Origin of the sequence: Klebsiella sp. 1SOBk5mer (genome assembly GCF_046603115.1) — a bacterium.
GTDB classification, from domain to species: domain Bacteria; phylum Pseudomonadota; class Gammaproteobacteria; order Enterobacterales; family Enterobacteriaceae; genus Klebsiella; species Klebsiella quasipneumoniae.
The window spans coordinates 1-26,557 of sequence record NZ_JBKIUU010000008.1; the positions used below are offsets into that span (position 1 = coordinate 1).

The 26,557-nt window shown below is 59.3% G+C and carries 30 protein-coding genes; 22 read left to right on the top strand and 8 right to left on the bottom strand.

All coding sequences use genetic code 11. From position 1 onward, the window contains the following. Positions 1-186: 186 nt before the first annotated feature. Positions 187-432 carry a sulfurtransferase TusA gene (tusA, locus tag ACLH1U_RS17740; RefSeq protein WP_044524980.1) on the bottom strand — a complete coding sequence of 82 codons (246 nt, stop codon included), beginning with the start codon at positions 430-432 and terminating at the stop codon, positions 187-189. A gap of 206 nt (positions 433-638) precedes the next feature. On the opposite strand from tusA, the gene ACLH1U_RS17745 reads away from it, so the two are divergent. After that, entirely contained in the window at positions 639-1,304 is a 666-nt protein-coding gene (locus ACLH1U_RS17745) for a 7-cyano-7-deazaguanine/7-aminomethyl-7-deazaguanine transporter (protein WP_101862283.1), read from the top strand. Between the two features lie 73 nt (positions 1,305-1,377). Then, entirely contained in the window at positions 1,378-1,935 is a 558-nt protein-coding gene (locus tag ACLH1U_RS17750; RefSeq protein WP_023291237.1) for a DcrB family lipoprotein, read from the top strand. On the opposite strand, the gene ACLH1U_RS17755 is transcribed toward ACLH1U_RS17750, so the two are convergent. Continuing rightward, the gene (locus tag ACLH1U_RS17755; protein ID WP_032454259.1) at positions 1,936-3,156 is read right to left on the bottom strand and encodes an MFS transporter; all 1,221 of its coding nucleotides are present in this window, start codon (positions 3,154-3,156) and stop codon (positions 1,936-1,938) included. Positions 3,157-3,561: 405 nt separating this feature from the next. On the opposite strand from ACLH1U_RS17755, the gene ACLH1U_RS17760 reads away from it, so the two are divergent. From ACLH1U_RS17760 to ACLH1U_RS17855, 20 genes are all read left to right on the top strand, one after another. Next, positions 3,562-3,957 carry a hypothetical protein gene (locus tag ACLH1U_RS17760; protein WP_411299375.1) on the top strand — a complete coding sequence of 132 codons (396 nt, stop codon included), beginning with the start codon at positions 3,562-3,564 and terminating at the stop codon, positions 3,955-3,957. 62 nt (positions 3,958-4,019) lie between these two features. Continuing rightward, positions 4,020-5,081, top strand: a complete 1,062-nt coding sequence (locus tag ACLH1U_RS17765; RefSeq protein WP_411299376.1) for a methyltransferase — start codon at positions 4,020-4,022, stop codon at positions 5,079-5,081. Positions 5,082-5,101: 20 nt separating this feature from the next. Then, positions 5,102-5,824 (top strand): beta-ketoacyl synthase chain length factor, encoded by a 723-nt coding sequence (locus ACLH1U_RS17770; RefSeq protein WP_411299377.1) that lies wholly within the window; start codon positions 5,102-5,104, stop codon positions 5,822-5,824. After that, positions 5,803-6,636 carry a lysophospholipid acyltransferase family protein gene (locus tag ACLH1U_RS17775; RefSeq protein WP_171879206.1) on the top strand — a complete coding sequence of 278 codons (834 nt, stop codon included), beginning with the start codon at positions 5,803-5,805 and terminating at the stop codon, positions 6,634-6,636. The genes ACLH1U_RS17770 and ACLH1U_RS17775 overlap by 22 nt, the downstream gene beginning before the upstream one ends. After that, positions 6,617-6,874, top strand: a complete 258-nt coding sequence (locus ACLH1U_RS17780) for a phosphopantetheine-binding protein (RefSeq protein ID WP_023291243.1) — start codon at positions 6,617-6,619, stop codon at positions 6,872-6,874. Before ACLH1U_RS17775 ends, ACLH1U_RS17780 begins: the two co-directional genes overlap by 20 nt. Positions 6,875-6,885: 11 nt before the next feature. Further along, positions 6,886-7,137 carry an acyl carrier protein gene (locus ACLH1U_RS17785; protein WP_023291244.1) on the top strand — a complete coding sequence of 84 codons (252 nt, stop codon included), beginning with the start codon at positions 6,886-6,888 and terminating at the stop codon, positions 7,135-7,137. Positions 7,138-7,143: 6 nt separating this feature from the next. Beyond that, positions 7,144-7,725, top strand: a complete 582-nt coding sequence (locus ACLH1U_RS17790) for a hypothetical protein (protein ID WP_411299378.1) — start codon at positions 7,144-7,146, stop codon at positions 7,723-7,725. Then, on the top strand, positions 7,722-9,071 hold the full coding sequence (locus tag ACLH1U_RS17795) for an AMP-binding protein (RefSeq protein WP_072421027.1): 1,350 nt from the start codon (positions 7,722-7,724) through the stop codon (positions 9,069-9,071). Before ACLH1U_RS17790 ends, ACLH1U_RS17795 begins: the two co-directional genes overlap by 4 nt. Continuing rightward, on the top strand, positions 9,058-9,411 hold the full coding sequence (locus ACLH1U_RS17800) for a beta-hydroxyacyl-ACP dehydratase (RefSeq protein ID WP_023291247.1): 354 nt from the start codon (positions 9,058-9,060) through the stop codon (positions 9,409-9,411). Before ACLH1U_RS17795 ends, ACLH1U_RS17800 begins: the two co-directional genes overlap by 14 nt. Further along, positions 9,402-11,093: a glycosyltransferase family 2 protein gene (locus ACLH1U_RS17805; protein WP_102003142.1), complete on the top strand. Its 1,692-nt coding sequence runs from the start codon at positions 9,402-9,404 to the stop codon at positions 11,091-11,093. The genes ACLH1U_RS17800 and ACLH1U_RS17805 overlap by 10 nt, the downstream gene beginning before the upstream one ends. Positions 11,094-11,096: 3 nt before the next feature. Then, positions 11,097-11,519 carry an acyl-CoA thioesterase gene (locus ACLH1U_RS17810; protein WP_032454265.1) on the top strand — a complete coding sequence of 141 codons (423 nt, stop codon included), beginning with the start codon at positions 11,097-11,099 and terminating at the stop codon, positions 11,517-11,519. Continuing rightward, positions 11,516-12,121, top strand: a complete 606-nt coding sequence (locus ACLH1U_RS17815) for a LolA family protein (RefSeq protein WP_085551460.1) — start codon at positions 11,516-11,518, stop codon at positions 12,119-12,121. Before ACLH1U_RS17810 ends, ACLH1U_RS17815 begins: the two co-directional genes overlap by 4 nt. Then, positions 12,090-14,408, top strand: a complete 2,319-nt coding sequence (locus ACLH1U_RS17820) for an MMPL family transporter (protein WP_411299379.1) — start codon at positions 12,090-12,092, stop codon at positions 14,406-14,408. The genes ACLH1U_RS17815 and ACLH1U_RS17820 overlap by 32 nt, the downstream gene beginning before the upstream one ends. Then, positions 14,405-14,989 (top strand): DUF3261 domain-containing protein, encoded by a 585-nt coding sequence (locus ACLH1U_RS17825; RefSeq protein WP_023291252.1) that lies wholly within the window; start codon positions 14,405-14,407, stop codon positions 14,987-14,989. Before ACLH1U_RS17820 ends, ACLH1U_RS17825 begins: the two co-directional genes overlap by 4 nt. A gap of 1 nt (position 14,990) precedes the next feature. Further along, entirely contained in the window at positions 14,991-16,160 is a 1,170-nt protein-coding gene (locus tag ACLH1U_RS17830; protein ID WP_411299380.1) for a beta-ketoacyl-[acyl-carrier-protein] synthase family protein, read from the top strand. Then, a complete protein-coding gene (locus tag ACLH1U_RS17835; RefSeq protein WP_023291254.1) occupies positions 16,157-16,633 on the top strand; it encodes a hypothetical protein in 477 nt (158 codons plus the stop codon). The genes ACLH1U_RS17830 and ACLH1U_RS17835 overlap by 4 nt, the downstream gene beginning before the upstream one ends. Further along, entirely contained in the window at positions 16,630-17,361 is a 732-nt protein-coding gene (locus ACLH1U_RS17840) for a 3-ketoacyl-ACP reductase FabG2 (protein WP_023291255.1), read from the top strand. The genes ACLH1U_RS17835 and ACLH1U_RS17840 overlap by 4 nt, the downstream gene beginning before the upstream one ends. Then, the gene (locus ACLH1U_RS17845) at positions 17,358-18,587 is read left to right on the top strand and encodes a beta-ketoacyl-ACP synthase (protein ID WP_023291256.1); all 1,230 of its coding nucleotides are present in this window, start codon (positions 17,358-17,360) and stop codon (positions 18,585-18,587) included. Before ACLH1U_RS17840 ends, ACLH1U_RS17845 begins: the two co-directional genes overlap by 4 nt. 1 nt (position 18,588) lies before the next feature. After that, on the top strand, positions 18,589-19,176 hold the full coding sequence (gene acpT / locus ACLH1U_RS17850) for a 4'-phosphopantetheinyl transferase AcpT (RefSeq protein ID WP_065883199.1): 588 nt from the start codon (positions 18,589-18,591) through the stop codon (positions 19,174-19,176). 100 nt (positions 19,177-19,276) lie between these two features. Further along, positions 19,277-20,326 carry an AI-2E family transporter gene (locus ACLH1U_RS17855; RefSeq protein ID WP_004202085.1) on the top strand — a complete coding sequence of 350 codons (1,050 nt, stop codon included), beginning with the start codon at positions 19,277-19,279 and terminating at the stop codon, positions 20,324-20,326. Here the strand turns inward: ACLH1U_RS17855 and arnF are convergent. The 6 genes from arnF to arnC are packed head-to-tail and all read right to left on the bottom strand — an operon-like array spanning position 20,323 to position 26,557. Beyond that, the gene (gene arnF / locus ACLH1U_RS17860) at positions 20,323-20,703 is read right to left on the bottom strand and encodes a 4-amino-4-deoxy-L-arabinose-phosphoundecaprenol flippase subunit ArnF (protein WP_032454284.1); all 381 of its coding nucleotides are present in this window, start codon (positions 20,701-20,703) and stop codon (positions 20,323-20,325) included. The genes ACLH1U_RS17855 and arnF overlap by 4 nt on opposite strands. Then, the gene (gene arnE / locus ACLH1U_RS17865; RefSeq protein WP_023291259.1) at positions 20,703-21,041 is read right to left on the bottom strand and encodes a 4-amino-4-deoxy-L-arabinose-phosphoundecaprenol flippase subunit ArnE; all 339 of its coding nucleotides are present in this window, start codon (positions 21,039-21,041) and stop codon (positions 20,703-20,705) included. The genes arnF and arnE overlap by 1 nt, the downstream gene beginning before the upstream one ends. Then, complete coding sequence (gene arnT / locus ACLH1U_RS17870) at positions 21,038-22,693, bottom strand: lipid IV(A) 4-amino-4-deoxy-L-arabinosyltransferase (protein ID WP_368764183.1); 1,656 nt, start codon at positions 22,691-22,693, stop codon at positions 21,038-21,040. Before arnT ends, arnE begins: the two co-directional genes overlap by 4 nt. Beyond that, positions 22,693-23,595 (bottom strand): 4-deoxy-4-formamido-L-arabinose-phosphoundecaprenol deformylase, encoded by a 903-nt coding sequence (gene arnD / locus ACLH1U_RS17875; RefSeq protein WP_048298527.1) that lies wholly within the window; start codon positions 23,593-23,595, stop codon positions 22,693-22,695. The genes arnT and arnD overlap by 1 nt, the downstream gene beginning before the upstream one ends. After that, positions 23,592-25,577, bottom strand: a complete 1,986-nt coding sequence (arnA, locus tag ACLH1U_RS17880) for a bifunctional UDP-4-amino-4-deoxy-L-arabinose formyltransferase/UDP-glucuronic acid oxidase ArnA (RefSeq protein ID WP_065812650.1) — start codon at positions 25,575-25,577, stop codon at positions 23,592-23,594. The genes arnD and arnA overlap by 4 nt, the downstream gene beginning before the upstream one ends. After that, positions 25,574-26,557: an undecaprenyl-phosphate 4-deoxy-4-formamido-L-arabinose transferase gene (gene arnC / locus ACLH1U_RS17885; protein ID WP_023291263.1), complete on the bottom strand. Its 984-nt coding sequence runs from the start codon at positions 26,555-26,557 to the stop codon at positions 25,574-25,576. The genes arnA and arnC overlap by 4 nt, the downstream gene beginning before the upstream one ends.

The following is a 26,557-nucleotide window of genomic DNA, read 5'->3' on the forward strand; positions in this document are numbered from 1 at the left end:
TCCGGGATATTCCCTGCTCGCGCTACGCTTAGCAGGGCTACGGTTCCAGACCGTCGGGTAGCCCGGATAAGGCGCTACGCGCCGCTATCCGGGGTATTCCCTGCTCGCGCTGCGCTTAGCAGGGCTACGATTCCGGACCGTCGGGTAGCCCGGATAAGGCGCTACGCGCAGCCATCCGGGAGAGACTCAGTGGCTTTTGCGGATCAGGTAGCGGTACGGCAGAGCTTCGGTTTGCTGGGCCACCAGCTCATGCTCCATAAAGCGGCAGAATCCCGGGATATCGCGGGTGGTGGCCGGATCGTCAGCAATAATCAGCAGCGTCTCGCCGACGGGCATTGTCCGCACGGTTTTACGCACCATCATGACCGGCTCCGGGCAGCGCAGTCCCAGGGCATCCAGAGTGTGGTCTGGAGTGGAGAAAAGTTCGCTCATTTTAGTCTCACATCAACAAAACGGCCCTAGTTTACCCCCAGTTCGCCAGTACGCAAGCCAGGTTAACGTTTGCGCGAAAAACAACCATTGCATTACGCCGGCAACGCAGTATCATGCAGCCGTTTTTCATTGGGTTCCCTCACCCCAACGTTCCGCTGCCGATTGCTCATTTACCTGAAGCATGACGGGCATAAAAAGGTCACAATATGAATCCGTTTACTACCGTACAGCGCAAAAAAGCGCTCGTCTGGCTTTCGCTATTTCATCTGCTGGTGATCACCTCCAGCAACTATCTGGTTCAGCTACCGATCTCCATCTTTGGTTTCCATACCACCTGGGGGGCGTTCAGTTTTCCGTTTATCTTCCTCGCCACCGATCTGACGGTGCGAATTTTTGGCGCGCCGCTGGCGCGACGCATTATTTTTGCGGTGATGGTCCCGGCGCTGGTCATCTCCTACGCCATCTCCGCCCTGTTTTACATGGGCGAGTGGCAGGGTTTCGCGGCGCTGGGCACCTTTAATCTCTTCGTCGCGCGTATCGCCATCGCCAGCTTTATGGCCTATGCGCTGGGGCAGATCCTCGACGTCCACGTCTTCAACCGCCTGCGGCAGAGCCGCCGCTGGTGGCTGGCCCCCACCGCCTCGACGCTGTTCGGCAACATCAGCGATACCATGGCGTTCTTCTTCATCGCCTTCTGGCGCAGCCCGGATCCGTTTATGGCCGCCCACTGGGGGGAAATCGCCCTCGTCGACTACAGCTTTAAAGTGCTTATCAGCATCATTTTCTTCCTGCCGATGTACGGCGTACTGTTAAATATGCTGTTGAAAAGGCTGGCGGATAAATCTGATTTGTCGGCATTGCAGCCGAGTTAAAGGTACTCGCGGGCTGATGTGTTAAGATAGCCGGATGAGCCATTAGTGGCCGTTTATCGAAAGGAAGATGTCAATGCGCAATTTGGTTAAATATGTCGGTATTGGCCTGCTGGTGATGGGGCTTGCCGCCTGCGATAACAGCGATTCAAAAGCGCCAACCGTTGGGGCAGCAGCGGAGAGCAACACCAGCGGCCAGGCGATCAGCCTGCTGGATGGCAAACTGAGCTTCACCCTGCCTGCGGGCATGGCCGACCAGAGCGGCAAACTGGGTACTCAGGCGAACAACATGCACGTCTATTCTGACGCCACCGGCCAGAAAGCAGTCATCGTCATCGTCGGCGACAGCACCAATGAAGACCTGGCGGTGCTGGCGAAACGCCTGGAAGATCAGCAGCGTAGCCGCGACCCGCAGCTGCAGGTGGTGAGCAATAAATCGCTGGAGATCAAAGGTCACACCCTGCAGCAGCTGGACAGCATCATCTCCGCCAAGGGGCAGACCGCCTGGTCTTCCGTGCTCCTCGGCAAAGTGGATGACAAACTGCTGACCCTGCAGGTCACCCTGCCGGCGGACAACCAGCAGCAGGCGCAGACCGAAGCGGAAAGCATCATCAGCACCCTCACCATCCAGTAATTACTGGCCTGGTGCGACGGCCTCCGGTTCGCTGACCGGGGGCCGTTTTTTTAACCGCCAGCCCAGCAGCAGCGCCGCCATCACCAGACCTGCCGCCGCCAGATATATCACCGGGATCCCGGTCCACGCCATCAGCAAGCCGGCCAGCGGCCCGGTGACGCCTAACGACAAATCCATAAACACGGTATAGGTGGCCAGCGCCGACCCCTGGTTATGCTGCGGCACCGCTTTCACCGCCACCACGCCCAGCGCCGGAAAGACCAGTGAGAACCCGGCCCCGGTAAGAAAAGTGCCGATTTTCGCCAGCAGCGGCGTATCGGCAAAGCCGACCAGCAGCAGGCCGATGATCTCCACGCTAAAGCAGAGCATCGCCACGTTCAGCCCGCCGAGGCGGTTAATGGCGTTGGGAAACAGCAGCCGCGCGCCAACGAACGCGCAGCTGAACAGCGTCAGGGCGAAGGCCGCCCCGTCCCAACCTTTGGCGTCATAAAACAGCGTGATAAAGGTGGCGATAACCCCGAAACCGGCGGAGGCCAGGGCCAGCGCCATGCCGTAGGGCCACACCCGCCCGAGCACCGCGCGAAACGACATTGCTTTGCCTTTCGCCGCCTTCACCGCTGCGCGGGGCAGCGCGCAGAGGATAGCCACCAGCGCAACCGCCATAATGACCCCGGCCAGGCCGCTGAGGCCAATTTGCGAATAGCACAGCACGCCGAGCGGGGCGCCCATCGCCATCGCCCCGTAGGTCACAATGCCGTTCCATGAGATCACCCGCCCGATATGCAGCGACCCAACAACGCCGACGCCCCACAGCGTCGAGCCGGTGCCGGCAAAGCTCTGGCCGATGCCGAGAATGACCCGCCCGAGGCATAGCAGCAGCAGGCTAACCAGCGGCCAGCCGCTGCTCCAGGCGGCCAGCAGATAGCTCAGACCGCTTAAAAAGCAGCCGCAGAGGCCGAAGACGACAATCTTTTTGGGCCCCAGCAGGTCAGCGTAGCGCCCGGCGTGCGGGCGGCTGAGCAGCGTGGCGAAATATTGCAGACTAATCACCAGGCCAGCCCAGAAAGCGCTAAAGCCCATTACATCATGCACATAGCCAGGAAGTACCGCCAGCGGCAAGCCGATGGTGAGGTAGCTGGCAAAGTTAAAAATAACCACGGAGACAATCCGCAGATTGAGGCGCAGTCCATTGAGCGCCGGTTCGGCGACGGATTCGGGCATCAGGTTCCACCAGATTTGTACTATACAGAGCCACTATTACCACGACTTCTGTTGAAAAGCAGCCTTCCGGTGGCAATAACCTCAGCGGCGCCATCGCCGCGCTCATCAGCATAAATTGCCGCGACGATTATTCGACTTTCCTTAATGGAAGGATAAATACATATTAATAATTATCGCTATTGCCTGAGCAGGGTTAAATTACTTATACTTCCTCACGGCTCTGATAGCGCCTCATTGTTTATCATGATGTTAATATTTCTATAACATCATATTTCCCTCTCCGGCCTGTTTTAATACAGATGAACATATTGCCTGACAGAACAACCACAGCATATCAGCCTATATAAAAGTTTCTTACGTGGCATAAGTTAATGCCAGTAGCCAATATATTGACATGGAGTATTCATGAAAAAAATTATTCACTGGATGATTGTCGCTACGGTTGTCGGTGCGCTCGCCGGTTGCGCACGGACAGCCCCTATTGAACAGGTCAATGCGATAGTGAGCGCCGGCCATACGGAAGCGCAGGTCAAGGATGCCATTATCAAAGCAGGTGCTCAGCGCCAATGGATTATGTCTGACGCGGGCCCTGGCGTCATAAAAGGTAAATTGCAAAATCGCGACCATGTCGCGGATATTAAAATTAACTACTCCGCAACAAGTTATTCTATTGTCTATGTGAGTAGCATTAATCTCATGGCCTCCAACGGAAAAATTCATAGAAACTATAACCGCTGGGTACACAACCTCGATAAAGATATTCAGGTTACGCTGGCAGCAAACACCGCTCTGCAACAATAAATATACATACGGGTCACTACTGACCCGTTTCGCCGATTATTTGTAATAAGGTTGTACCGAACGTGTACCAAAAGGATTCTCTCAGCGCACTTGATGCCATTACTGAAGCGCAGCGTATTGCTTTTGCCCCCATGCTCTTTCAAACCGCATTATGTCTACGCAACTCAGGTATTCTGGGTTATCTGGACCAACAAGGTAAACGCGGTGCAACGTTTGCAGCCATCAGTGAAATTTTCGACGGAAAAGAATATGCCGTTAGCGTTTTGCTCGATATGGGATTAAGCGGTCGTATCCTGACCTATAAAGAGGAACGCTACCACCTCTCTAAAATAGGACATTTCTTACTTCATGATCCGATGACGCGAGTAAATATGGATTTTACTCAAGACGTTTGTTATCAAGGATTATTCTTTCTGGAAAATGCGCTCCAGGAGGGAAAGCCTTTAGGATTAAAAGTTTTTGGTGAGTGGCCAACGATTTACCCTGCCTTGTCACAGCTACCACCCGCGGCGCGCAAAAGCTGGTTTGCCTTCGACCATTACTATTCCGATGGCGCCTTCACTGCAGCGCTGCCCTATGTATTCGCCAGCCAGCCCGCAAGGCTGTACGATGTAGGCGGTAATACCGGGAAATGGGCGCTACGCTGTTGCCAGTACGATGAAAATATCGCGGTCACGTTATTAGATTTACCGCAACAAATTGCACTGGCACGGGAAAATATAGAAAATGCTGGCCTTGCCCATCGCATCGATTTTCATGCTGTGGATATGCTGAGTGACGCCCCCCTACCCGGAGAAGCGGATATCTGGTGGATGAGTCAGTTCCTGGACTGTTTCTCGCCAGAACAAATCATCACCATACTCAGTAACGTGGCACAGGTCATGAAACCTGGCGCCCGCCTGTACATTCTGGAATTGTTCTGGGATGCGCAGAAATTTGAAGCAGCATCATTTAGTCTGAATGCGTCTTCACTCTATTTTACCTGTATGGCCAACGGCAACAGCCGTTTCTACAGCGTAGAGAAGTTTTACCGCTATCTTGAAATGGCGGGGTTCGAAGTAGAACAGCGTCACGATAATTTAGGCGTTGGGCATACCTTGTTGATATGCCACAAGAATAATTGATTGATCGCGGATGCGAGTGGATGACATTTTCATTTAACATTGTTGATTGGCAGGCCTTCGCGCCTGGCGTCAGTGGCCCCGAGCAATGGCAACGGTGGTCACAGCATTTGCACGCCATCGATCCCGCCGCGGCGCCACCCAAACTCAGCGAATTGCCGATGATGACCGCACGCCGACTCAGTTCGGGAAGTAAGCTGGCTGTGGAATGCGGTCTGGCTATGCTCCGTCGCCATGAAATCGATGCCGTTCTTTATACCAGCCGTCACGGCGAACTGGAGCGCAACTATCGGATCCTCCATGCGCTGGCTATGGAACAAGCGATCTCGCCGACCGATTTCGCCTTATCGGTGCATAATTCCGCCGTGGGTAATCTGACGATTGCTGCAAAAAAAGCGATTATGTCGTCATCCCTTTCTGCCGGACGCGATACGTTTCAGCAGGGATTATACGAAGTGATGGGCCTGCTACAGGCGGGTTATCAGCGCGTGTTGATGGTTGATTTCGACGGTTTTCTCCCTGAGTTTTACCACGCTCAGTTGCCGCCAGGTATCACCACCTGGCCCTATGCGGCAGCCTGGGTGATTGAGCCCGGTCGCCAGTGGCAATGCCACTCCCAGCCTCATGCAGCCGTTGCTGAAAGTCCATTACCGCAAAGTTTACTGTTCTTGCAGTACTATTTGCAGAATGCCCGCACGTTCACGCTTCCCGGCGATCGCGTGCAATGGCAATGGAGCCGCGCATGAAGCCGTTTTTCCACCGGCTTAATCGGCTCTGGCGCGCAGCGATGACCGGTTTCTGCTTCGCACTGTTTGGCATTGGCGGCCTGCTGCTCTCGCTCATCTGGTTTAATCTGCTGCTGGTTTTGGTACGTAATAAAACCCGCCGACGCCGTATCGCGCGGCGCAGCATTTCCGTTAGCTTTCGCGTATTCCTCAGCGTGGTGAAAAGCGTCGGCGTTCTCGATTACCGTATCGATGGCCGCGATATTTTGCGCGCGGAGCGCGGTTGCCTGGTGGTCGCCAATCACCCCAGCCTTATTGACTATGTGATGCTGGCCTCGGTGATGCCGGAGACCGACTGCATGGTAAAAAGCGCGCTGCTGAAAAATCCATTCGTCAGCGGCGTGATCCGCGCCGCCGATTATCTGATTAACGATCAGGCCGATGCCCTGCTGCCGGCAAGCCGGCAGCGTTTACAGCAAGGCGATACGATTTTGATTTTCCCTGAAGGCACGCGCACCGTGCCGGGGAAAAAAATGCAGCTACAGCGAGGGGCGGCTAATATCGCGGTACGCTGCGGCAGCGATTTACGCATTGTCGTCATCCGCTGTACCGAGCATATGCTGGGTAAACAAAGCAAATGGTACGACGCGCCGCCAACTAAGCCGCGGTTTACCGTCGAGGTTGGAGAACGGCTGCCAATACATCAGTTTTATGATGCCAATAAACAAGAACCGGCGCTGGCCGCAAGACAGTTGAACCGTCATATTTTGCTTAAATTAGAAACAGGCACTCTCCCTGAAACAGGAATGAATGATGCAAGCGCTCTATCTTGAAATTAAAAATCTGATCATCAGTACATTGAACCTGGACGAGCTGTCCGCTGATGATATCGACACCGACGCCGCGCTTTTTGGCGATGGTCTGGGTCTGGACTCAATTGATGCGCTGGAGCTGGGTCTGGCGGTGAAAAATCAGTACGGCGTGGTGCTGTCGGCTGAAAGTGAAGAGATGCGTCAGCATTTCTACTCTGTCGCCACGCTGGCGGCATTTATTCAAGCACAGCGCGCCTGAGGAGAGTGGTTATGAATGAACAACAAGCCATTTACGAAGAAATCTCCGCGCTGCTGGTGAACGTGTTTGAAATCGATCCGCAGGATATTACGCCTGAGGCCCGCCTGTACGAAGATCTCGAACTGGACAGTATCGACGCCATCGACATGATCGTCCATCTGCAAAAGAAAATTGGTAAGAAAATCAAGCCAGAAGAGTTCAAAACTGTCCGCACCGTGCAGGATGTGGTCGATGCGGTAGAACGCCTGTTCAAAGAAGAATAATTCACCGTGTCGGGCATTCGCTCACTGCCAGTTGTGCCATTGCTGACGGGCATATTGCTGCTGGCCTGGCCGTTTATCATCTGGTTCGGCCTCGCGCATAACAGCCTGCAAGGGTTGTTACCGCTCATGGCGCTGATGTTGTTTTTACGCTTTCGTCAGACCCGGCGACGGGCGGGAGCGCTGAGCGTGGTCACTCAGATTGTGGCGGTGGCCGGCATGACGCTGTGTATTGCCAGCTACCTGCTGAAAACCCATCAGTTACTGCTATTTTACCCGGTGGTGGTGAACAGCGTGATGCTGGCGGTGTTTGGCGGTTCGCTATGGTCCACGATGCCGATAATCGAGCGTCTGGCGCGACTGCGTGAACCGGATCTTCCGGAGCAGGCTGTACGCTATACCCGGCGCGTCACCCAAATCTGGTGCGCCTTTTTCATCATTAACGGTGGCATTGCGCTTTTTACCGCGCTGTATGGCGATCTGTCCCTGTGGACGGCGTGGAACGGCATGATTTCCTATCTGCTGATGGGCACGCTCATGGCCGGCGAGTGGCTGGTGCGCCAGCGGGTGATAAAACGAGATAAACCATGAAGCAGCCTCTCCCGTTGGACCAGTGGCTCAGCGCCGCGCGTTCGCCGGAAACGCCGATCGCCTGGCAGGACACGCACCTCTGGACGCTTGCACATCTGCGCCATGATGTCGCCCACCTGCTCACGCACTTGCGTCAGCAGCCAGCCATGCGCTGGGCGTTGTGCATTGAAAATAGCTACTTGTTTATCGTCGCTCTGCTGGCAACCCTGCATGCCGGCAAAACGCCGGTCCTTCCCGGCCACGGCCGTATTTCGCTGTTAAATGAGCAGAAGGCGCTGTTTGACGGCATTCTCAGCGATAAAGCGCTGGCATGGGATGGCGCGCTGGTGATTGTCGAGTCCACGATGACGGTAACGAGCGGCCAGATGCATTTTCCCGCGCCAGGCAAAGAGGCTTGCATTGAGTTATTCACCTCCGGTTCCACCGGTCAACCGAAGCGAATTTGCAAACCGATCGGATCGCTCGACCGCGAGGCGGCGCTGTTATCCGCCTGCTATGCCGGGCGTCTGGCAGGCTGTCGGGTGGTGGCATCCGTAGCGCCGCAGCATCTGTATGGCCTGACGTTTCGACTGTTCTTGCCAATGGCGTTGGGTTTACCGCTTCACGCGGACATGCTGGAGTACACCGAGCAGTTAACGGCGTTAAGCCGGAAGCATCGCTATCTGTTTATTAGTAGTCCGGCCTTCCTTAAACGTCTCGACCACCGGCTTACCCCTCCGCCGATCGAAATGATCGTGTCCGCAGGCGGCAAGCTGCTTTGGCAGGATGCCGTGCAAACCGCCCGCTGGTGCAATACCTGGCCGGATGAAATTTACGGCAGTACGGAAAGCGGCGTCATCGCCTGCCGCCAGCGCGTGCAGGATGAGGCGCCATGGCAACCGTTTCCCGGCATCCGCTTTCAGCCAGAAGGCGATGCGTTCCGCCTCTTTTCTCCGCTTATTACCGATAACCGCGGCCAGCTGCTCGAGGATATTTTGCATTTTCGCGAGAGTGGCCACTTCCATTTGGCAGGCCGTCGGGATCGCGTGGTCAAAATTGAAGAGAAGCGCATATCGCTGAGCGAAGTGGAGCAGCGCCTGCTGGAACTTGAAGGCATCATTGATGCCGCCGTGTTACCCATCACCCGCGGCAGCCGTCAGAGTATTGGCGTATTGCTGGTGCTGGATAACCATGCCCGCCAGCGCTGGGGAAAAAGCCAGGAGACTCATTGGCGAAAAGCACTGCGCCCTCTGCTGGAACCGGTCGCCATTCCCCGCTACTGGCGGGTTATCGACGAGATCCCCGTCAATAGTATGAACAAGCGTGTCTACGCGCAGTTACAGGAGTTATTTCATGCAGCCCCATGAAATTGAGCGCCGTCAGCCACAAGCCGATCGGGTTGAAATCATTTTATCGGTGGATCCGGCGTTATTCTGGTTTCGCGGCCACTTTGCCGTTCAGCCCTTGTTGCCAGGCGTCGCGCAGATTGACTGGGCGATGCATTACGCCACCACCTTGCTGGCGCCCGGCTGGCGCTTTCACGATATTCACAATGTGAAATTCCAGTCGCCGCTCCTGCCGGGGGCGATCGTGACGCTCACTCTTAGCTGGCAGGAGGCGCGTCAGCTCATCACCTTCAGCTATCAGCGCCACGATGGCGAAACACGACATACCGCCAGCAGCGGGAAGATTCGCTTATGTCGCTAACCTTTTCCCCCTGCGTGGTGATCCCGTGCTATAACCACGGCGCGATGATGTCGCGGGTGCTGGCGCGCCTGCAGCCGTTTGATCTTCCCTGTATCGTGGTGGACGACGGCAGCGACAGTCGCACACAGCTGGAGCTGGAGCGACTGGCGCTGGAAAACCCGGATCTGACGTTGATCCGCTTACCGCAGAACGCCGGAAAAGGCGCCGCGGTCATCTGCGGATTACAGGCCGCAGCGCAAGCCGGGTTCAGCCACGCGGTGCAGGTCGATGCCGATGGACAGCACGCCATCGAAGATATTCCGCAGCTGCTGGCGCTGGCGCAGAAGCATCCCGAGGCGCTGATCTCCGGCCAGCCGGTTTACGACGACTCAATCCCGCGCTCGCGCCTGTACGGACGCTGGATCACCCACGTCTGGGTATGGATTGAAACGCTATCGCTGCAGCTAAAAGACAGCATGTGCGGCTTTCGCGTCTATCCGCTGGCGCCGACGCTGCAGCTGGCTAAGCGCGTGCCCCTCGGCAAGCGGATGGATTTTGATACCGAAGTGATGGTGCGCCTCTACTGGCAGGGGAACACCAGCTACTTTCTCCCGACCCGCGTGACCTATCCGCCGGACGGTTTGTCGCATTTCGATGCCCTCAGAGATAACTGCCGCATCTCGCTGATGCATACCCGACTGTTCCTCGGCATGTTGCCGCGGATCCCCTCGCTGCTGTTTCGCCGCGCTTCGCCGCACTGGGCGCGTCAGAAGGAGGTCAAAGGCTTATGGGGCATGCGCCTGATGCTGTTGGTGTGGCGGCTGTTGGGACGACACGCGTTTTCGCTGCTGCTCTACCCGGTGGTCGGCGTCTACTGGCTAACGGCCAGCACCGCGCGCCGCGCTTCACAAAACTGGCTTACCCGCGTGCGCGACCAGTTAGCCGCTCGTCAGCTGCCGGAGCCGGGCGAACTCAGTAGCTATCGTCACTTCCTGCGCTTTGGCAACGCGATGCTGGATAAAATCGCCAGCTGGCGCGGCGAACTGCAGTTTGGTCGCGATGTGGTGTTTGCCGCAGGTGCCGAAGAGACGCTCAATATCGACGATCCGCGCGGCAAACTACTGCTGGCCTCACATCTCGGCGATGTTGAAGCCTGCCGTGCGCTGGCGCAGCTGCAGGGCAGCAAGACCATCAACGCGCTGGTGTTCAGCGACAATGCCCAACGCTTTAAGCAGATTATGGCGGAGATGGCCCCGCAGGCCGGACTCAACCTGCTGCCGGTCACCGATATCGGCCCGGAGACCGCCATGCTGCTACAGGAAAAACTGGATCGCGGAGAATGGATCGCCATTGTCGGCGATCGTATTGCGGTCAATCCGCAGCGCGGCGGCGAGTGGCGCGTCTGCTGGAGCCGTTTTATGGGGCAACCGGCCCCCTTCCCGCAGGGGCCCTTTATCCTCGCGGCTATTTTGCGCTGCCCGGTCAATTTGATGTTCGCTCTGCGTCAGCAGGGCAAGCTGCGCATTTACTGTGAGTCGTTCGCTGACCCGCTGCCGCTGCCGCGCGCCAATCGCCAGCAGGCACTGCAACATATCATCGATCGCTACGCCGAACGGCTGGAATATTACGCGCTGCAGTCGCCGCTCGACTGGTTTAACTTTTTCGATTTCTGGCGTTTGCCGGAGCCCAAAGATAAGGAGTAAAGGGTGCTTAACGATCCCCGTTTTACTGCTGAAGTAGAGCTAACCATTCCCTTTCACGACGTCGATATGATGGGCGTCGTCTGGCATGGCAACTATTTCCGCTACTTCGAAATTGCCCGCGAGGCGCTGCTTAACCAGTTCAACTACGGCTACCGGCAGATGAAAGCCTCCGGCTATCTGTGGCCGGTGGTGGATACCCGCGTGAAGTACCGGGACGTTATCACCTTCGAGCAGCGTATTCGCGTCCGCGCGCGTCTGGAAGAGTTCGAAAACCGCCTGCGCATTGGCTATGAAATTTTTGCCGCCGAGAGCGGCAAACGCACCACCACCGGCTACACCATCCAGGTCGCGGTGGACGAAAAAAGCGGCGAGATGTGTTTTGTCAGCCCGCAAGTTCTGTTTGAACGCATGGGGGTCACGCCATGAGATTGCTGCTGTTGGTGGGACTGTTCATCAGTCCGTTGGTCAGCGCGCTGACGCTCGATGACCTGCAAAAACAATTTAGCGAACAGCCGGTGGTGCGCGCCCACTTCGATCAAACCCGCACCATAAAGGATCTTCCGCAGCCGCTGCGATCCCAGGGGCGGATGTTGATCGCCCGCGACCAGGGCTTGCTGTGGGATCAAACCTCACCGTTCCCGATGCAACTGCTGCTGGATGACAAACGGATGGTGCAGGTGATTAACGGCCAGCCGCCGCAGACCGTCACCGCCGAAAACAACCCGCAGATGTTCCAGTTCAACCATCTGCTGCGCGCGCTGTTCCAGGCCGATCGTAACGTGCTGGAGGAGAACTTCCGCGTGGAATTCGCCGATAAAGGCGACGGGCGATGGACGCTGCGCCTGACGCCTGTCACCACGCCGCTGGATAAGATTTTCGCCAGCATCGATCTCGCCGGAAAAACCTACCTGGAGCATATTCAACTCAATGATAAACAAGGCGATCGCACCGATATCGCCCTTTCCCAACATCAACTGACGCCAGCGCAACTGACCGATGACGAACGCCAACGCTTTGCCGCCCAGTAAACGTCCTGCGCTGATCTGGGGCGTCGTCTGCCTGATACTGGCGGGCGCGCTGCTGGCGCTGTTGCCGCAGGCCCGGCTCAACAGCAGCGTGCTGGCGATGCTGCCCAAACAGACGCTCGGCGCGATCCCCCCGGCGCTGAACGACGGCTTTATGCAGCGTCTGGATCGCCAGCTGGTCTGGCTGGTCAGTCCCGGTAAACAGGCCGACCCGCAGGTGGCTCGCGACTGGCTGCGGTTGCTGCAAACCTCAGACGCGCTGGCCGAGGTCAAAGGCCCAATGGATGCCGCCAGTCAGCAGGCCTGGGGAACGTTTTTCTGGCAACATCGCAATGCGTTAATCGACCCCGCCACCCGCGCGCGTCTGCAGGTGGGCGGCGAAGCGCAGGCCCAGTGGATCCTTTCGCAGCTCTATTCGGCGTTTTCCGGGGTCAGCGGTAAAGAGTTACAAAACGACCCGCTGATGCTGATGCGCGGCTCACAGCTGGCGATGGCGAATAGCGGCCAGCGGATGCAGCTGCAGGACGGGTGGCTGACCAGCAAAGACGCGCAAGGAAACGTCTGGTATCTGCTGCACGGCGAGCTGGCGGGTTCGTCGTTCGATATGCGACAGACGCACCGCCTGGTAACCACCCTCGCGCAGCTTGAAAAGGAATTAAAAGCGCGCCACTCGCAGGCGCAGCTGCTGTCGCGCGGCACCGTATTTTACAGTGATTACGCCAGCCAGCAGGCGAAGCGCGATATCTCCACTCTCGGCGCGGCCACCCTGTTCGGCGTCATCCTGTTGATCGTGGCCGTGTTCCGCTCGCTGCGTCCGCTGCTGTTATGCGCGATCTCTATCGCTATCGGCGCACTGGCCGGCACCGTTGCCACGCTGCTGCTGTTTGGCGAGCTGCATCTGATGACCCTGGTGATGAGCATGAGCATTATTGGCATTTCCGCAGATTACACGCTCTATTACCTGACCGAACGGATGGTCCATGGCGCAGCGGCTTCACCGTGGCAAAGCCTTGTTAAAGTACGGAAAGCGCTGCTGCTGGCGCTGCTTACCACCGTGGCGGCTTATTTAATCATGATGCTGGCCCCCTTCCCGGCAATTCGCCAGATGGCGCTATTTGCGGCCGTGGGGCTAAGCGCCTCATGCCTGACGGTGATTTTCTGGCAGCCATGGCTGTGCCATGGGCTCCCGGTGCGTCCCGTTCCAGCGATGGTGCTGATGTCGCGCTGGCTCGCGGCATGGCGGCGTAACAAAAAACTCGCCATCGGTCTGCCGGTGGTTCTGGCCATTTTCTCCCTGACGGGGCTCGCTCTCCTGCGGGTGGATGACGATATCTCACAGCTGCAGGCGCTACCGCAGAATATCCTCTCCCAGGAGCATGCCATCACCGCGCTTACTGGCCAAAGCGTCGATCAAAAGTGGTTCGTGGTTTACGGCGACACGGCGCAACAAACGCTGCAGCGGCTTGAAGCCTTTATGCCCGCACTGGCTAAAGCGCAAACCGACGGTATGCTTGGCGGGTATCGCGCCATTCCGCTCAATTCACTGGCCCGCCAGCAGCAGGATCTGGCCCTGCTGAAGCAGGCGGCGCCGGCCATCGGCCAGGCGCTGAATAACGCCGGACTCACCGCTGTTCACCCCGACCTGCGGCCGATGCCGGTGACAGTCGGCGACTGGCTTGCCAGTCCGGCCAGCGAAGGCTGGCGGCTGCTATGGCTGACGCTGCCGGATGGCGAAAGCGGCGTACTGGTGCCAGTGAGCGGGGTGAAAGATAGCCCGGCGCTGAAGGCGCTCAGCACAACCCAGACTGGCGTGGCGTGGGTCGATCGTAAAAGCGATTTCGACCAGCTTTTCGCGCTCTACCGTCATATTTTAACCGGGCTGCTGGGCGTTGCGCTGGCGGTGATTGCCTGCGGCGCCGCTATCCGCCTTGGCTGGCGCAAGGGCTTAATAAGCCTGGTGCCGTCGGTATTGTCGCTGGGATGCGGCCTGGGGGCGTTGGCGCTCATCGGCCACGCCGTTAACCTGTTCTCCTTACTGGCGCTGGTGCTGGTACTTGGGATTGGCATCAACTACACCCTGTTTTTCAGCAACCCGCGCGGCACGCCGCTGACATCGCTGCTGGCGGTTACCCTGGCGATGATGACCACCTTATTAACGCTTGGCATGCTGGTGTTTAGCGCCACCCAGGCCATCAGCAGCTTTGGCACTGTCCTGGTCAGCGGTATTTTCACCGCTTTCCTGCTGTCGCCGCTGGCGATGCCGAGCAAAAAAGAGAAAAAAAGACGATGAGAAGACCATCATTCTGGCGCGCCTTCGCGCTCTTCGCCGCCTTATTGCTGGCCGGCTGCAGTCATTCGCCGCCGGAGCCGCAAGGCCGTCCGCAGGCGTGGCTGGAGCCGGGTACGCGCGTCACGTTACCGCCGCCGGGCATCTCGCCGGCCATCAGTTCCCAGCAGTTATTGACCGGCCGCTTCAACGGCCAAACCCAGTCGCTGCTGGTGCTGCTCAATGCCGATGATAAAAAGCTCACGCTGGCGGGCCTGTCGTCCGTCGGTATCCGCCTGTTCCTGGTGACCTATGATCAACAAGGGCTGCGCGCGGAACAGTCGATGGTGATCCCGCAACTGCCGCCCGCCAGCCAGGTGCTGGCCGATGTGATGCTCAGCCACTGGCCGCTTAGCGCATGGCTGCCGCAGCTGCCGAAAGGCTGGACGCTAACCGACCGCGGCGACAAACGCGAACTGCGTAACGCGCGCGGAAAACTGGTCACCGACATCACCTATATCAACCGCAAAGGCAAGCGCGTGCCGATTAGCATCGAGCAGCACGTCTTTAAATACCACATCACCATTCAATACCTGGGTGACTGAGATGATCTTCATTTCTGCTGTCGGCATGATTAACGCCCTGGGACGCGATAATGATGAAATCGCCGCCAATCTGGCCCGCGGTATAGCGCCCGGCATGCGCCCGCGTGAAGGGTGGTTACAGGGGCATCCGCAGGCGATTTTCGCGGGGGTGGACGCCGAACTACCCGCCATTCACGATACCTTTCGCGACCATCGTTCGCGCAATAATCAGCTGCTGCTGGCGGCGCTGGCGCAGATCCAGCCGCAGGTGGATCGCGCCATCGCCCGCTATGGCCGGGCTCGGGTCGCCGTGGTGTTGGGCACCAGTACGTCAGGGCTGGATGAAGGCGACGTACACGTTAATTTGACGCTTAACGGCAAGGCGAGCGAGGCCTGGCGCTATCCACAGCAGGAGCTGGGCGACCCGTCGCGTTTTCTCAGCCGCTGGCTGGCGCTGGATGGTCCGGCATATACCCTGTCAACCGCCTGCTCCTCCAGCGCGCGGGCGATAATCAGCGGACGGCGGCTCATTGAGGCGGGGCTGGCGGATGTGGCGATCGTCGGCGGCGCGGATACCCTTAGCCGGATGCCCATCAACGGCTTTCACAGCCTGGAGTCGCTCTCCACGACGCAGTGCCAGCCGTTTAGCCGCGACCGCTGCGGGATCACCATCGGCGAAGGGGCGGCGCTGATGCTGCTGACCCGCGAGCCGCAGCCCATCGCGCTGCTGGGTATCGGCGAATCCAGCGACGCCTGGCATATTTCCGCCCCGCATCCCCAAGGAGAAGGGGCGATGCGCGCCATTCAGCAGGCGCTGGACGACGCGGGCATCATGCCGGAGCAGGTGGGTTACATTAACCTGCACGGCACCGCTACGCGGCTTAACGACCAGATAGAAGCCCGGGTGATCAACGCGCTGTTTGGCGAAAGGGTGCCCTGTAGTTCCACCAAACATCTGACCGGACATACGCTGGGTGCGGCGGGGATCACCGAGGCCGCCATCGGCATGCTGATCCTGCAGCGCAATCTGTTGTTACCGGCACAGGATTTCAGTCAGTCTCCGCAGGATGACACGCTACCGCCGTGCGGGCTCATTGAACATCCGCAGCCGCTGTCGCGGCCAGTTATCCTGTCGAACTCTTTTGCCTTTGGCGGCAATAACACCAGCATCCTGCTCGGGAGAATGTCATGAGCCACTTTTTATCACCCGGCAGTTACCTGCCGCACGACGCGCCGATGCTGCTGCTGGAAGAGGTCGAGGCGGTGACTGCCGACACCGCCACCTGCCGCGTCGCGGTCTCACCCGGCAGCGTTCTGGAGCCATTTCTCGATACCAACGGCGATCTTCCCGGCTGGTTCGCCCTTGAATTAATGGCGCAGACCGTCGGCGTCTGGTCCGGCTGGCACCGCCAGCAGCAAGGACAAACATCGCTCGCTTTAGGCATGGTGCTGGGCGCGCGCGAACTGGTTTGCGCGGCCGGGAGCCTGCCGGGCGGAAAGACGCTGTCCATCAGCGTGAAGCTCTTGATGCAGGATGAACGTTTCGGCAGCTTCGAAGGCACCATTATGGCGGACGATGACGTCCTGGCCAGCGGGCGGGTCAACACCTTCCAGCCCACAACAGAAGAACTTAGCACTTTATTTCAACAAGGAGCGTCAGAATGAGTCGTTCAGTTTTGGTTACCGGCGCCAGCAAAGGCATCGGTCGCGCTATCGCCTGCCAGCTGGCAGCGGACGGTTTTGTGGTGGGCGTCCACTATCATCGCGACCGCGCGGGGGCGCAACAGACGCTGGAGGCGATAACCGCCGCCGGCGGCGACGGCCGGCTGCTGAGTTTTGACGTCGCCGATCGTCAGCAATGCCGCGAGGTACTGGAGCAGGATATGGCCGACCATGGCGCGTGGTATGGCATTGTCAGCAACGCCGGCATCGCCCGCGACGGCGCCTTTCCGGCGCTTGGCGATGACGACTGGGACGCCGTGATCCACACCAACCTCGACAGTTTTTATAACGTCATTCATCCCTGCATCATGCCGATGATTAGCGCGCGCCAGGGCGGACGTATCATCACCCTCTCCTCGGTTTCCGGCGTCATGGGCAACCGCGGCCAGGTCAACTACAGCGCCGCCAAGGCGGGCATTATCGGCGCCACCAAAGCGCTGGCGATAGAACTGGCAAAACGCAAAATCACCGTTAACTGTATTGCGCCGGGTCTTATCGACACCGGGATGATTGACATGGAAGAGCACGCGCTGAAAGAGGCGATGACCATGATCCCGATGAAACGCATGGGTCAGGCCGACGAGGTGGCCGGGCTTGCCAGCTATTTAATGTCGGATATCGCGGGCTACGTCACCCGCCAGGTCATTTCCATCAACGGGGGGATGCTATGATACGCCGGGTGGTCATTACAGGGATGGGCGGGGTGACCGCGTTTGGCGAAAACTGGCAGGATGTCGCCACCAGGCTGCGGGAATATAAAAATGCGGTGCGTAAGATGCCGGAATGGCTGGCGTATGATGGACTGCATACGCTGCTGGGGGCGCCAATCGACGATTTCACCCTGCCGGAGCATTATACCCGCAAGCGTATCCGCGCGATGGGGCGGGTATCGCGGCTCTCCACCCGCGCCACTGAGCTCGCGCTGGAGCAGGCCGGGCTTATCGGCGACACCGTGCTGACCAACGGCCAAACCGGCATCGCTTACGGCTCGTCAACCGGTAGTACCGGTCCGGTGAGCGAGTTCGCCACCATGTTGACGGAGAAACATACCAACAATATCACCGGCACTACCTATGTGCAGATGATGCCGCATACTACCGCGGTGAATACCGGATTATTCTTCGGTCTGCGGGGGCGCGTGATCCCCACCTCCAGCGCCTGCACCTCCGGCAGCCAGGCAATTGGCTACGCCTGGGAAGCCATTCGCCATGGTTACCAAACGGTGATGGTGGCCGGCGGTGCCGAGGAGCTCTGCCCTTCGGAAGCCGCGGTATTCGATACTCTCTTCGCCACCAGCCAACGCAATGACGAACCGGCCCTCACCCCCTCTCCGTTCGATGAACAGCGAGATGGTCTGGTGATTGGCGAAGGCGCCGGCACGCTGATCCTTGAAGATCTCGAGCATGCCAAAGCGCGCGGCGCAACCATCTACGGTGAAATCGTCGGGTTCGCCACTAACTGCGATGCGGCCCATATTACCCAGCCGCAGCGCGAAACCATGCAGATCTGCATGGAACAATCGCTAAACATGGCGGGCTTAAGCCCCCGGGATATCGGCTATATTTCGGCCCACGGCACCGCCACCGATCGCGGCGATATCGCGGAAAGCCAGGCAACGGCGGCCGTTTACGGCGACAGCGTGCCGATCTCTTCGCTGAAAAGCTATTTCGGCCATACGCTTGGCGCTTGCGGGGCGTTAGAAGCGTGGATGAGCCTGCAGATGATGCGCGAAGGCTGGTTTGCGCCAACGCTGAATCTCCATAAACCGGACGCCAACTGTGGCGAACTGGATTACATCATGGGGGAAAAGCGCAAACTGGAGTGTGAATTCCTGCAGAGCAACAACTTCGCCTTCGGCGGCATTAACACCTCAATCATTATTCGACGCTGGCCTTGAAATGTATCAGCTTTTTCTGGGTAAGATCTCCGCCCTTAGCGCCCTGCCGTTACCGCCTGCGTTGATGGCGCAGGCGCCGGACGGACCGCGACGAGCCAGCTGGCTTGCCGGCCGCGCGCTGCTGGCGCAGGCGGCTGCCCCGCTGACGGATATTCAGCTTGGCGAACAGGGCAAGCCTGCCTTCCCCGTCGCGCGCGGGCTGTGGTTTAACCTTAGCCACAGCGGCGACGATATTGCCCTGCTGCTCAGCGATAAAGGCGAGGTGGGTTGCGACATCGAAGTGATTCGCCCGCGCGAAGGCTGGCGCCGCCTGGCTAACGCCCTGTTCAGCGAAAGCGAGCACCAGGAACTGGCGCAGGCTTCGCCGGCGCAGCAGCTCACGGTCTTCTGGCGTATCTGGACGCGCAAAGAGGCGCTGGTGAAACAGCGCGGCGGCAGCGCCTGGCAGATGGCCTCCGTTGACAGCGCCTGTCACGGCCCGCTGTCGCTCAGCCAGATTCTGCACGATGGGTTAAGTATTGCGGTCTGTACGCCGACGCCGTTCACGCTGACGGACGCGCGCATTCAACATTTCAGCGGCGCGGTTTAAGCGATCAAAAGATGATGGCGGAAAAGCCGCTCGCCTTTCGGAATATTGGCAGCCAGCGAACCGCTACACTTATCAGGCGCGACTCACAAAAGGAATACCTATGTCCCCTCCGCAGGCTGATAAAGCCGGGCTCCATATTTTACTTAAGCTGGCGGCGCTGGTGATTATCCTCGCCGGGATCCACGCCGCCGCCGATATTCTGGTGCAGCTCCTGCTGGCGCTGTTTTTCGCTATCGTCCTCAACCCGCTGGTCACCTGGTTCATTCGCCGCGGGGTGCGGCGCCCGTTCGCCATTACGCTGGTGGTGACGGCAATGCTGGTCATGCTGACCGCGCTGCTTGGCGTGCTGGCGGCGTCGCTCAATGACTTTGTCGCCATGCTGCCCGATTTCAACCGCGCCCTGACGCGTAAGATCGTCCAGCTCCAGGAGTATCTCCCCTTTCTCAACCTGCATATCAATCCGGAGCGCATGCTGCGACGTATGGATTCAGAACGGCTGATGACCTGGGCCACGACGCTGATGACCCAGCTTTCCGGGGCGATGGCCAGCATTGTGCTGCTGGTGATGACGGTGATCTTTATGCTGTTTGAGGTTCGCCATCTGCCCTACAAACTGCGTTTTGCCCTCAATAACCCTCGCCTGCATATCGCCGGGCTGCACCGGGCGCTGAAAGGCGTCACCCACTATCTGGCGCTGAAAACGCTGATCAGCCTGTGGACCGGCCTGATTGTCTGGCTGGGGCTGCTGGCGATGGGGGTGCAGTTCGCGCTGATGTGGGGGGTGCTGGCGTTCCTGTTGAACTATGTGCCGAATATCGGATCCGCCATCTCCGCCATCCCGCCCATGCTGCAGGCGCTGCTGTTCAGCGGCATCTATGAGTGCCTGCTGGTCGGGGCGCTGTTCCTGGTGGTGCATATGGTGTTGGGCAACATGGTGGAGCCGCGCATGATGGGCCACCGGCTGGGGATGTCGACCCTGGTGGTGTTCCTGTCGCTGCTGGTCTGGGGCTGGCTGCTGGGGCCGGTGGGAATGCTGCTCTCGGTGCCGTTAACCAGCGTCTGTAAAATCTGGATGGAGACCACCGTCGGGGGCAGCAAGCTGGCGATCCTGCTCGGCCCGGGGCGCCCCAAAAGCCGGCTCCCCGGCTAGCGGCGTTTCACCGGCCAGAAGATGGTCAATACGCCGGCGACGATAATCGCCACGCCCAGCAGCGATTGCCAGTGGAACGGCTCGTGCCAGCCGGGCAGCCAGATGGCGGCGGCCCAAACGAGGATATAGCTCAGGCTCAGCAGCGCATACGCTTTCGACAGCGGCAGACGGTGGAGGGCAAAGTACCAGCAGACCATCGACAGCAGGTAGCCCAGCAGGCCGAAAAACAGGCCGAAGGTGCCGGGCTGGAGATGCAACAGATGCTGGAGAAACGCCAGAATATCGGTCAGCGGCGGCAACACCACCATGGCGCTGCGCAGCAGCAGCTGCGCGCCGCTGACGAGGCCGACGCTGAATAATGCCCAGAGGAAGCCCATCAGACGCTGGTCCCCAGAATGACAATGCCCACGACGATCAAGCCGACGCCAAACCAGTGGCGGGGAGCGACCGGCTCATGCCAGATGCCCCAGCCCGCGAGGGTGACCCAGACGAAGTTCAGACTCAGCATCGGATAGGCGATGCTCACCGGAATTGACTGCAGGACGCTCAGCCACAGCAGCATGCCGCAGCCGAGGCATAACAGCGCCATCCCCAGCCAGAAGAGTATATGACGACTCCGCCGTCCGCGACGGGACGGGCGGGTCGCCTGTTTCTGGCACAGCTGTCCGGCGCAGCTCAGCAGGCTGGCGAACACCAGACAGATCCAGACGCTCATTGCGGCAGATACTGAAGGAAAACGACCCGCCCCAGCTCGTAAGCGTTATCGGGTTTCGGTAACGGTAAGTCGAGCATACTCTCTCCTTTATCCATCAACAGCACCAGCGAGACCGGCCCCTGCTGACGATGCGCGGCCAGCCAGTCGGCAAACCCGGCCTGGCTGACAAAGCTTCCCTGAGCGTCCGGCCAGTCGAGACCGTACTTCAGCTCACCCTGTTTGTCGAACATAATAATATCGCTTCGCTTCAGCTCCCAGGCCAGGCCGCCGGCGATCCCGACGTTGTTGGTCAGGACGTAGCGGCTGGGCTGCAGGGATTCGCTGACGATATCCACGAGGAACTGCGGCTGTTTGCTGTCGATAACCCGGTCCGGAATGGCGAAGCCCACCAGCAGCGCCAGGCCGAGCGGGCAGAGCGCCGCCAGGCTCCAGCGGCGGCCAGCGTCTTTCATCGCCAGCCAGCCCATCAGCGCCCAGACGGCGAAGGCGATCGCCGCCAGCAGACATTTATACAGCTCAATCTTGGTCCACACCGGCTTGTGCATCACGCCCCAGGGCGAGACCACCAGCACGGCGATCAGCCCCAGCAGGCCGACGCCCAGGTTGATCATCCCGTTGACCCGTAACGCTTTCGCGCCGGTCTTCGCCGCCTCCAGCGCGTAGCGCGCCATCAGGATCGACAGCGGCGCAAAGCACGGCAGAATATAGGTCGGCAGTTTGCCTTTGGCGATACTGAAGAACAGGAGCGGCATCGCCACCCAGCCTAACAGATACAGCGCGCCGCGGGCCTCATCGCGCTCAAGCCAACCGCGCTTCAGCGCCCCCGGCAGCAGGGCCAGCCACGGCAGGCTGCCGGCGATCAGGAACGGGATGTAGTACCAGAACGGCGCTTTGTGCTGGGCGTCTTGTTCGGCGAAACGCTGAATATGCTCGACCCAGAAGAAGTAGCGCCAGAAGTCCGGCTCGCGCTGGGCGATAGCCAGCCCCCAGGGCAGCACCACCAGCGTACAGACGACCACCGCCAGCCAACCGTAGGTCAGCACTTCACGCCAGCGTCGACGGGCGATCACCCACGGCAGAACGCCCACTACCGGCACCGCCAGCGCAAGGAAGCCTTTGGTCATCACCCCCATACCGCAGGCGACGCCCAGCAGCGCGTAACCCAGTATTTTGCCGCTGCGGCTCTGCGCCTGCGTCGCGCCCCAGAAACTGCACATCGCCAGCGCCAGCCACAGGGTGATCATCGGGTCCAGCACCGCATAGGTGCCAATCGCATACACCAGCATCGCGGTGAGAAAAATCACCGGCGACAGGACAGCTACCTTTTTGTCGCGAAAGACGCGCCACGCCAGCCAGGCCACCAGCACGGCGGTCATGGTGATGGCGAAGACCGACCCAAAGCGTACGCCGAAGTTATTATGGCCAAACAGCCATTGACCGATACTGTTGATCCAGTAACCGGCAATCGGCTTTTCGAAATAGCGCAATCCGAGAAAATGCGGCACCACCCAGTCGCCGGTGGCCAGCATTTCACGGCTGATCTCCGCGTAGCGGGTTTCATCGGGTTGCCAGAGCAAACGGAAATTAAGCGGCAGCAGGTAATACAGCGCAAACAGCGCAATCAGAGAGACGCCATAGCGAATGCTTTTCATCAAACACCCGAAGTCAGTAATTGTTCACGTCCGAGCCAGCCTTCCCGGCCAGCCAGTTCACCCCGAACCACTTTGCCAGACGGCAGCTCGCTAAAGTCAGCGGGCAATAGCTGGCTCAGTGGGCAAAACTGAATTTCTTCTTCCGCCGCCATGGTCAGCAGTTCATTGAACTGATCCGCGTAGGCAATGCCTTCCACTTCGGCGTGAATGGTATAGACCGGCACGCCCGGGTCGCGATGGATGCAGTCGAGGAGATAGCGGTTAAAGCCGGCGATATCCACCGCCGTGCCCACCGCCTCGTCCCAGGTCGGCAGCGTGACCGGGATCTGCACCGTACCGGAGACACCGCTGCCGAGCTGGGGCAGAAACGGCCGCGTGCCGCGACAGTCGCTGTTGTAGAGGAAATCGAAGGATTCTTTGGCTTTCACCACTCGCTGATCGGCGCGCCAGCCGGCGACAGCCGAGCAGGTGACCGGCCGGCCGATGATGCGTTCGAGCTCCAGCAGGCCGCGCTCAACCTCCAGCGTCAGCCGTTCCTGCGGCCAGACGCCGCTCCACGCCTGCCAGCTGTAGTGGTCCCAGGCGTGCAGGCCCACTTCATGAGACTCGGCGGCGGCGCGGATCACCGCTTCGTTCCCCGCGCCGATGCGGCGTCCCGGCCACGCGGTGCCGGCCAGCAGAATATCCCAGCCGTACAGCGAGGCCGCTCTGGAGCGCAGCATCTTCCACAGAAACTTCGGTTTTACCAGGCGCCACAAGTGGCGCCCCATATTGTCCGGCCCGACGCTGAAGAAGAAGCTTGCCTGGATCCCGTGCTGACCCAGCAGGTCCAGCAGCCGCGGAACGCCGTCCCGCGTGCCGCGAAAGGTATCGACATCTATGCGTAAGCCGACCTGTTTCATGGATGTTTAGCGTCCACCAGTTCAACCGTGCGCAGGAAGAAGTCCAGCGTATGCTCAACGGTCTCTTCCATCTCCACCTTCGGCTCCCAGTTCAGGCAGCGTTTGGCGTTGCGGATGCTCGGTTTGCGATGCTCAACGTCCTGATAGCCCTTGCCGTAGTAGTCGCTGCTTTCCACTTCGCGGAAGCCGGCAAACGGCGGGAAGCGATCGCGCAGCGGATGGCGTTCGAAGCAGGCCAGCAGCATCTCCGCCAGCTCTTTGATGCTCGCTTCGTTATCCGGGTTACCGATGTTGATGATCTGCCCGTCGCAGCGGCCGTCTTTGTTCTCGATGATGCGGAACAGCGCTTCGATACCATCGCTGATGTCGGTGAAGCAGCGCTTCTGCTTACCGCCTTCGATGAGCTTGATCGGCGAGCCTTCCACCAGGTTGAGGATCAGCTGGGTGATGGCGCGGGAGCTGCCGATACGCGCGGCGTTGAGGTTATCCAGACGCGGCCCCATCCAGTTGAACGGACGGAACAGGGTGAACTTCAGGCCATTCTTATCGCCGTAGGCCCAGATCACGCGGTCCAGCAGCTGCTTGGAGACCGAGTAGATCCAGCGCTGTTTGTTGATCGGCCCGACCACCAGATTGGAAGTGTCTTCGTCGAAGTTTTTATCAGTGCACATGCCGTACACTTCCGAGGTCGACGGGAAGATGATGCGCTTATTGTATTTCACGCAGTCGCGGATGATCTTCAGGTTCTCTTCGAAATCCAGCTCGAAGACGCGCAGCGGGTTGCGGGTGTACTCGATAGGGGTGGCGATGGCCACCAGCGGCAGCACCACGTCGCATTTCTTAATGTGATATTCGATCCACTCGGAGTGAATGCTGATATCGCCTTCCACAAAGTGGAAACGCGGGCAGTCGAGGAAACGGCTGATGGCGTCGGAGCCGATATCCAGGCCGTAAATCTCATAGTTGTCGTCCTGCAGCAGGCGTTCGGTCAGATGGTTACCGATAAAGCCATTGACGCCGAGGATCAGCACCCGGGTGCGACGCTTAACCGCCACCACCGGTTTGCTGCTGATCACCGCCCCGGACACCAGGCCCAGCCCCTGCGCCAGCTGGGCGCCCTGCATGTACACCCCGCGTTCGGTCTGGCCGGTGACAATCTCCAGCGCCCCCTCCTGGCACGCCACGATCAGCGGCGCAACGGAGATAACGGTACCCGGCTTAGCTGCCGGCAGATCATGACGGACGCGGGATTTCCAGACGATAAACTTGTTCGCGCCGGCGTAGCCGAAGGCGCCCGGCCACGGATCGGAGACCGCGCGCACCAGATTGTGCAGGGTCTGCGCCGGCTGCTCCCAGTCGAGGCGGCCATCTTCCGGGGTACGACGCCCCACATAGGTCGCCTGGCTGTGATCCTGCGGACGTTCATCGGTGGTTCCGGCGAGGATCGCCGGCAGCGCCTGGCCCAGCAGCCCGGTGGCGGCGGCGCACAGCTTGCGGTGCAGCGTCAGGGCGGCGTCATCCGGGCCAATCGCCACGGCCTGCTGGGCGACGATATCCCCCGCGTCGGCGCGGTTCACCATTCGGTGCAGGGTGACGCCGGTTTCGCTTTCGCCATTGACCAGCACCCAGTTCAGCGGCGCGCGGCCGCGATATTTCGGCAGCAGCGAACCGTGCAGGTTAAACGCCCCTTTCGGCGCGAGACGGAGGATCTCATCGCCCAGCAGATTGCGGTAGTAGAAGGAGAACAGCACGTCCGGCTTCATCTCGCGGATACGCTCGATCCACAGCGGATGGTTCACGTCTTCCGGCGCCCACACCGGAATGCCCTGCTCGGCAGCAAGGCGCGCCACGGAGCCAAAGAAATGGTTTTCGCCAGGGTTATCCGGGTGGGTGAAAATAGCAGCGATATCATACCCGGCGTCCAGCAGAGCCTGGATACCGGTGCAGCCCATATCGTGATAAGCGAAGACTACGGCTTTCATGAACGATCTTCCTCTTTAGATGCCGTTTCCGGCTGGCGAACAACACGTTGAATAAAGTAGCGGGGACGCGCGCGCACGTCGTTATAGATGCGTCCGATATACTCCCCGAGCAGGCCCATACCGATAAACTGGGCGCCGATGAACATAAACAGCACGGCGAAGAGCATAAACACCCCTTCCGCCGCCCACTGCGGGCCGAAGGCCAGACGCAGCACCACCAGCAGCAGGCCGAAGGCGAAGCCCAGCAGGGCTATCACGCTGCCGAAAATGCTGAGCAGACGCAGCGGCGTGGTGGTCAGACAGGTCACCAGGTCGTACATCAGGTTGATCAGGCGCATAAAGCTGTATTTGGAGTCGCCGAATTCACGCTCGGCGTGCATCACCGGGATCTCCACCGCGCGACGGGCGAAGGTATTCGCCAGAATCGGGATAAAGGTGCTGCGCTCGTGGCAGTTGAGCATCGCGTCGATAATGTGGCGACGGTAGGCGCGCAGCATGCAGCCGTAGTCGCCCATCGCTTTGCCGGTGGTGCGCTGGATCAGGCGGTTGATCATCTTCGAGGCGGTTTTGCGGAAGATGCTGTCCTGACGGTTCTGACGGACGGTGCCCACCACGTCGTAACCTTCATCCGCCTTCGCCACCAGCCGCGGGATCTCTTCCGGCGGGTTTTGCAGGTCGGCATCAAGGGTAATAATCAGATCGCCCGTCACATGGCTGAAGCCGGCCATGATCGCCGAGTGCTGGCCGTAGTTACGGTTTAACAGCACGGCGACGACGTGACTGCCTTCCGCCTCGGCGGCTTCGGTGAGCATGCGCGCGGAATCGTCGCTGCTGCCATCGTCGATCAGCAGAATTTCATATTGCCGCCCCAGCGTGGCGCAGGCGGTTTCCGTACGACGAAGCAGCTCCGGCAGGCTATCCTGTTCGTTATAAACCGGGATAACCACCGAGACCTTCTTCACGGGAGGGTAAGTAAGCAT

What these genes read in the sequence shown, in the direction of transcription:
- arnT (WP_368764183.1), bottom strand. Translation starts at nt 22,693, where the DNA reads ATGAAAAGCATTCGCTATGGCGTCTCTCTGATTGCGCTGTTTGCGCTG.
- ACLH1U_RS17845 (WP_023291256.1), top strand. Translation starts at nt 17,358, where the DNA reads ATGATACGCCGGGTGGTCATTACAGGGATGGGCGGGGTGACCGCGTTT.
- ACLH1U_RS17785 (WP_023291244.1), top strand. Translation starts at nt 6,886, where the DNA reads ATGAATGAACAACAAGCCATTTACGAAGAAATCTCCGCGCTGCTGGTG.
- ACLH1U_RS17775 (WP_171879206.1), top strand. Translation starts at nt 5,803, where the DNA reads ATGGCAATGGAGCCGCGCATGAAGCCGTTTTTCCACCGGCTTAATCGG.
- ACLH1U_RS17755 (WP_032454259.1), bottom strand. Translation starts at nt 3,156, where the DNA reads ATGCCCGAATCCGTCGCCGAACCGGCGCTCAATGGACTGCGCCTCAAT.
- ACLH1U_RS17745 (WP_101862283.1), top strand. Translation starts at nt 639, where the DNA reads ATGAATCCGTTTACTACCGTACAGCGCAAAAAAGCGCTCGTCTGGCTT.
- ACLH1U_RS17835 (WP_023291254.1), top strand. Translation starts at nt 16,157, where the DNA reads ATGAGCCACTTTTTATCACCCGGCAGTTACCTGCCGCACGACGCGCCG.
- ACLH1U_RS17750 (WP_023291237.1), top strand. Translation starts at nt 1,378, where the DNA reads ATGCGCAATTTGGTTAAATATGTCGGTATTGGCCTGCTGGTGATGGGG.
- ACLH1U_RS17830 (WP_411299380.1), top strand. Translation starts at nt 14,991, where the DNA reads ATGATCTTCATTTCTGCTGTCGGCATGATTAACGCCCTGGGACGCGAT.
- ACLH1U_RS17805 (WP_102003142.1), top strand. Translation starts at nt 9,402, where the DNA reads ATGTCGCTAACCTTTTCCCCCTGCGTGGTGATCCCGTGCTATAACCAC.
- ACLH1U_RS17825 (WP_023291252.1), top strand. Translation starts at nt 14,405, where the DNA reads ATGAGAAGACCATCATTCTGGCGCGCCTTCGCGCTCTTCGCCGCCTTA.
- ACLH1U_RS17780 (WP_023291243.1), top strand. Translation starts at nt 6,617, where the DNA reads ATGCAAGCGCTCTATCTTGAAATTAAAAATCTGATCATCAGTACATTG.
- tusA (WP_044524980.1), bottom strand. Translation starts at nt 432, where the DNA reads ATGAGCGAACTTTTCTCCACTCCAGACCACACTCTGGATGCCCTGGGA.
- ACLH1U_RS17770 (WP_411299377.1), top strand. Translation starts at nt 5,102, where the DNA reads ATGACATTTTCATTTAACATTGTTGATTGGCAGGCCTTCGCGCCTGGC.
- arnF (WP_032454284.1), bottom strand. Translation starts at nt 20,703, where the DNA reads ATGGGCTTCCTCTGGGCATTATTCAGCGTCGGCCTCGTCAGCGGCGCG.
- arnC (WP_023291263.1), bottom strand. Translation starts at nt 26,557, where the DNA reads ATGCTTACTTACCCTCCCGTGAAGAAGGTCTCGGTGGTTATCCCGGTT.
- arnD (WP_048298527.1), bottom strand. Translation starts at nt 23,595, where the DNA reads ATGAAACAGGTCGGCTTACGCATAGATGTCGATACCTTTCGCGGCACG.
- ACLH1U_RS17815 (WP_085551460.1), top strand. Translation starts at nt 11,516, where the DNA reads ATGAGATTGCTGCTGTTGGTGGGACTGTTCATCAGTCCGTTGGTCAGC.
- ACLH1U_RS17840 (WP_023291255.1), top strand. Translation starts at nt 16,630, where the DNA reads ATGAGTCGTTCAGTTTTGGTTACCGGCGCCAGCAAAGGCATCGGTCGC.
- arnA (WP_065812650.1), bottom strand. Translation starts at nt 25,577, where the DNA reads ATGAAAGCCGTAGTCTTCGCTTATCACGATATGGGCTGCACCGGTATC.
- ACLH1U_RS17855 (WP_004202085.1), top strand. Translation starts at nt 19,277, where the DNA reads ATGTCCCCTCCGCAGGCTGATAAAGCCGGGCTCCATATTTTACTTAAG.
- arnE (WP_023291259.1), bottom strand. Translation starts at nt 21,041, where the DNA reads ATGAGCGTCTGGATCTGTCTGGTGTTCGCCAGCCTGCTGAGCTGCGCC.
- ACLH1U_RS17820 (WP_411299379.1), top strand. Translation starts at nt 12,090, where the DNA reads ATGACGAACGCCAACGCTTTGCCGCCCAGTAAACGTCCTGCGCTGATC.
- ACLH1U_RS17800 (WP_023291247.1), top strand. Translation starts at nt 9,058, where the DNA reads ATGCAGCCCCATGAAATTGAGCGCCGTCAGCCACAAGCCGATCGGGTT.
- ACLH1U_RS17795 (WP_072421027.1), top strand. Translation starts at nt 7,722, where the DNA reads ATGAAGCAGCCTCTCCCGTTGGACCAGTGGCTCAGCGCCGCGCGTTCG.
- acpT (WP_065883199.1), top strand. Translation starts at nt 18,589, where the DNA reads ATGTATCAGCTTTTTCTGGGTAAGATCTCCGCCCTTAGCGCCCTGCCG.
- ACLH1U_RS17760 (WP_411299375.1), top strand. Translation starts at nt 3,562, where the DNA reads ATGAAAAAAATTATTCACTGGATGATTGTCGCTACGGTTGTCGGTGCG.